The organism is Streptomyces sp. CRN 30, from assembly GCF_034105845.1.
In genome coordinates this window covers 1-4,691 of sequence record NZ_JAVRHI010000131.1, presented here as the reverse complement: position 1 = coordinate 4,691, position 4,691 = coordinate 1, and the positions used below count along the sequence as shown (strand labels likewise).

5 protein-coding genes and 1 pseudogene are annotated in these 4,691 nt (G+C 71.5%); all 6 read left to right on the top strand.

The window, feature by feature from the left end:
- Positions 1-283 (top strand): integration host factor (locus UW392_RS12535; protein ID WP_320774833.1); only part of this gene is annotated, 283 nt, incomplete at its 5' end.
- 37 nt (positions 284-320) lie between these two features.
- Positions 321-878, top strand: coding sequence for a guanylate kinase (gene gmk, locus UW392_RS12530; RefSeq protein ID WP_320775008.1), 558 nt, complete (start codon positions 321-323; stop codon positions 876-878).
- 93 nt (positions 879-971) lie between these two features.
- Entirely contained in the window at positions 972-1,244 is a 273-nt protein-coding gene (gene rpoZ, locus UW392_RS12525; RefSeq protein ID WP_030577387.1) for a DNA-directed RNA polymerase subunit omega, read from the top strand.
- A gap of 118 nt (positions 1,245-1,362) precedes the next feature.
- Positions 1,363-2,565 carry a bifunctional phosphopantothenoylcysteine decarboxylase/phosphopantothenate--cysteine ligase CoaBC gene (coaBC, locus tag UW392_RS12520; protein WP_320775007.1) on the top strand — a complete coding sequence of 401 codons (1,203 nt, stop codon included), beginning with the start codon at positions 1,363-1,365 and terminating at the stop codon, positions 2,563-2,565.
- 239 nt (positions 2,566-2,804) lie between these two features.
- On the top strand, positions 2,805-4,013 hold the full coding sequence (metK, locus tag UW392_RS12515) for a methionine adenosyltransferase (protein ID WP_320775006.1): 1,209 nt from the start codon (positions 2,805-2,807) through the stop codon (positions 4,011-4,013).
- Between the two features lie 127 nt (positions 4,014-4,140).
- Positions 4,141-4,691, top strand: a pseudogene (locus UW392_RS12510) (primosome assembly protein PriA); the annotation flags it as partial.

The window sequence follows — 4,691 nt, the reverse complement described above, 5'->3', positions numbered from 1 at the left end:
GCTCGAAAAGGCCGCCGCGGCTCGCCGGGAGCGGGCCGAGGTCAAGAATCGACTCAAGCACTCCGGCGCCTCCCTGCACGAGGTCATCAAGCAGGGCCAGGAGAACGACGTCATCGGCAAGATGAAGGTCTCCGCCCTCCTTGAGTCGCTTCCCGGCGTGGGCAAGGTCCGCGCCAAGCAGATCATGGAGCGGCTCGGCATTTCCGAGAGCCGCCGTGTGCGAGGCCTCGGTTCCAACCAGATCGCCTCCCTGGAGCGCGAGTTCGGCAGCACCGGGTCCTGAGTCCCGGGCACCCCGGGATTCCTGGAATAATCGCTGCATGAGCGAACGTCCGCGGCTGACCGTGCTCTCCGGCCCCTCGGGGGTCGGCAAGAGCACGGTCGTCGCCCATATGCGCAAGGAACACCCCGAGGTCTGGCTCTCGGTGTCGGCGACGACCCGCAAGCCACGCCCCGGCGAGCAGCACGGCGTCCACTACTTCTTCGTCAGCGACGAGGAGATGGACAAGCTGATCGCCAACGGCGAGCTGCTGGAATGGGCCGAGTTCGCCGGCAACCGCTACGGGACACCCCGCGGCGCGGTCGTCGAACGGCTGGAGGCGGGCGAGCCCGTGCTCCTGGAGATCGACCTCCAGGGCGCGCGGCAGGTCCGTGAGTCCATGGCCGAGGCCCAGCTGGTGTTCCTGGCTCCTCCCTCCTGGGAGGAGCTGGTGCGCAGGCTCACCGGGCGCGGTACCGAGGCGCCCGCGGTGATCGAGCGCCGCCTGGAGGCGGCCAAGATCGAACTGGCGGCCGAGCCGGAGTTCGACACCACCCTGGTCAACACCTCCGTCGAGGACGTGGCGCGTGAGCTGCTAGCCTTGGTGGACGTTGTGTGATCGTGACTGCCGTGCCGATGCCGAGTGCTGACGCCGACTGATCACAGACCGGTCGCATCGACTGATTCTTTCCCATCCATCGGAAGGTAGAGCGTGTCCTCTTCCATCTCCGCGCCCGAGGGCATCATCAACCCGCCGATCGACGAGCTCCTCGAGGCCACGGACTCGAAGTACAGCCTCGTGATCTACGCGGCCAAGCGTGCCCGCCAGATCAACGCGTACTACTCGCAGCTCGGCGAGGGCCTGCTCGAGTACGTCGGTCCGCTCGTCGACACCCACGTGCACGAGAAGCCGCTCTCGATCGCGCTGCGCGAGATCAACGCGGGTCTGCTGACGTCCGAGGCCATCGAGGGCCCGGGGCAGTAAGCACTGCTTTTTCCCACCACAGGCCCGGCAGCACGGCTGCCGGGCCTGTGGTGTGTCATGGAGGTGTCCTGCGCATGCGTACGTCGCATGTGTACGTCGTCGAGGAGCGGGAGGCCCGGTGGGCAAGCCGAAGGTCGTTCTGGGGGTCAGCGGTGGGATCGCCGCGTACAAGGCCTGTGAGCTGCTGCGCAGACTGACGGAGTCGGGCCACGAGGTCCGGGTGGTCCCCACCGCGTCCGCACTGCACTTCGTGGGCGCCGCGACCTGGTCCGCGCTCTCCGGACACCCCGTCTCGACCGAGGTCTGGGACGACGTCCACGAGGTCCCGCACGTCCGCATCGGCCAGCAGGCCGACCTGGTCGTCGTGGCCCCCGCCACCGCCGACACGCTCGCCAGGGCGGCCCACGGCCTCGCCGACGACCTGCTCACCAACACCCTCCTCACGGCCCGCTGCCCGGTGGTCCTCGCCCCGGCCATGCACACCGAGATGTGGGAGCACCCGGCCACCCGGGAGAACGTGGCGACGCTGCGCCGCCGGGGTGCCGTCGTCATCGAGCCCGCGGTCGGCCGGCTGACCGGCGCCGACTCCGGCAAGGGGCGGCTGCCCGACCCCGGGGAGATCTTCGAGGTGTGCCGCCGGGTGCTCGCGCGCGGGGTCACCGCGCCCGACCTGACCGGCCGGCACGTGGTGGTCAGCGCGGGCGGCACCCGTGAGCCCCTCGACCCCGTCCGCTTCCTCGGCAACCGCTCCTCCGGCAAGCAGGGGTACGCGCTCGCCCGTACGGCCGCCGCCCGGGGGGCCCGGGTCACGCTGATCGCCGCGAACACCGGTCTGCCGGACCCGGCGGGAGTGGACGTCGTCCCGGTCGGCACCGCGGTCCAGCTCCGCGAGGCGGTGCTGAAGGCCGCCGCCGACGCGGACGCGGTCGTGATGGCGGCGGCGGTCGCGGACTTCCGCCCCGAGACGTACGCGACCGGCAAAATCAAGAAGAGGGACGGCGCGGACCCGGAACCGGTGGTCCTGGTCCGCAACCCCGACGTCCTCGCGGAGATCTCGGCCGACCGGCCCCGCGCCGGCCAGGTGGTCGTCGGCTTCGCGGCCGAGACGGACGACGTGCTCGCCAACGGCCGCGCGAAGCTCCGCCGCAAGGGCTGTGACCTCCTCGTGGTCAACGAGGTGGGGGAGCGCAAGACGTTCGGCTCAGAGCAGAACGAGGCGGTGGTGCTCGGCGCGGACGGAAGCGAGGCCTCCGTGCCGTTCGGGCCCAAGGAAGCGCTGGCCGAGACCGTATGGGATCTGGTGGCGGAACGCCTCGGCTGACCGCTCCCGGCACCGCAGCCGTCCCTCCCCTCCCGGACACGGGGGCGCGGCGGCTCTGGCGAAGCGCGATCCGCTGTGGGCAGAATGCGGGTGCCGCAGGTCACAGCGCTCCCGAGAGGCGAGACGGGTGGGCCCGCGGCCGAGCGTGACCCGTAAACTGTTCTCGGACGACGCCGGGCGCAGCCCCCGTCACGTCCGCCCATGATCAGCCAGCAGCCGCTGCAACCCCAGGGAGCGTTGTGTCCCGTCGCCTGTTCACCTCGGAGTCCGTGACCGAGGGCCACCCCGACAAGATCGCCGACCAGATCAGCGATGCCATCCTCGACGCGCTGCTGCGCGAGGACCCGACCTCCCGGGTCGCCGTGGAGACCCTGATCACGACCGGCCTGGTGCACGTGGCCGGCGAGGTCACCACCCAGGCGTACGCGCCGATCCCCCAGCTGGTGCGCGACAAGATCCTGGAGATCGGCTACGACTCGTCGAAGAAGGGCTTCGACGGCGCCTCCTGCGGTGTGTCGGTGTCGATCGGCTCGCAGTCGCCGGACATCGCGCAGGGCGTCGACACGGCGTACGAGAAGCGGGTCGAGGGCGATGAGGACGAGCTCGACAAGCAGGGCGCCGGTGACCAGGGCCTGATGTTCGGCTACGCGACGGACGAGACGCCGACGCTGATGCCGCTGCCGGTCTTCCTGGCGCACCGCCTGTCCAAGCGCCTGTCCGACGTCCGCAAGAACGGGACCATCCCCTACCTGCGTCCCGACGGCAAGACCCAGGTCACCATCGAGTACGACGGCGACAAGGCGGTCCGCCTGGACACGGTCGTCGTCTCCTCGCAGCACGCGTCCGACATCGACCTGGACTCGCTGCTCGCCCCCGACATCCGCGAGTTCGTGGTGGAGCCGGAGCTGAAGGCGCTCCTGGACGAGGGCATCAAGCTGGACACCGAGGACTACCGCCTGCTGGTCAACCCCACCGGCCGCTTCGAGATCGGCGGCCCGATGGGCGACGCCGGCCTCACCGGCCGCAAGATCATCATCGACACCTACGGCGGCATGGCCCGCCACGGCGGCGGCGCGTTCTCCGGCAAGGACCCGTCCAAGGTGGACCGCTCGGCCGCGTACGCGATGCGCTGGGTCGCCAAGAACGTGGTCGCGGCCGGTCTGGCCTCGCGCTGCGAGGTGCAGGTCGCCTACGCGATCGGCAAGGCCGAGCCGGTGGGCCTCTTCGTCGAGACCTTCGGCACCGCCAAGGTCGACGCCGAGAAGATCGAGAACGCGATCGGCGCGGTCTTCGACCTCCGCCCGGCCGCCATCATCCGCGACCTGAACCTGCTCCGCCCGATCTACGCCCAGACCGCGGCGTACGGCCACTTCGGCCGCGAGCTCCCCGACTTCACCTGGGAGCGCACGGACCGGGTGGAGGAGCTGCGGAAGGCCGCGGGACTGTAACCGCCTCGATCGCCCCATGGACCCGGCCCTCCGCCACGGAGGGCCGGGTCCATGGCGTGTGGCGGGGTGCGGGGCGTGGCCGTCCGGGCCGGGGGCGTTGTCGGTGCCGTTTGGTAAGAATGCAAGCGTGAGCAGCGAGAACGGGCGGGGGGGCGGCGGCACCGAGGGTGTGGTGCCGGAGCAGCTCGCGCTCATCCGGGAGACCGTGCGGAAGAACAAGGCGCCGAAGGCCAAGCCGCGGACGTGGCGGGGGGCCGCCCTCGCCAAGGAGCTGCCCGTCGCGCGGGTGCTGGTCGACAAGGGCGTGCTGCACCTCGACCGGTACTTCGACTACGCCGTGCCCGAGGAGCTGGACGCGGTCGCGCAGCCCGGGGTCCGGGTCCGGGTGCGGTTCGGGGCCGGGGGGCGGAACGTGCGGGAAGGGCGGCGGGAGGGCGGCTCGCTGATCGACGGGTTCCTCGTCGAGCGGGTCGCCGAGTCGGACTACGCGGGGCCGCTGGCCGCCCTGGCCCAGGTCGTCTCTCCCGAGCCCGTGCTCGGTCCGGAGCTGCTGGGACTCGCCCGGGCCGTCGCCGACCGGTACGCCGGGAGCCTGGCCGACGTGCTGCAGCTGGCCGTGCCGCCGCGGCACGCGCGCGCCGAGGCGCAGGAGACGGGCGAGCCGCCCGCGCCGCCCCC

Coding starts and splice junctions, on each gene's coding strand:
- gmk (WP_320775008.1), top strand. CDS start 321: ATGAGCGAACGTCCGCGGCTGACCGTGCTCTCCGGCCCCTCGGGGGTC.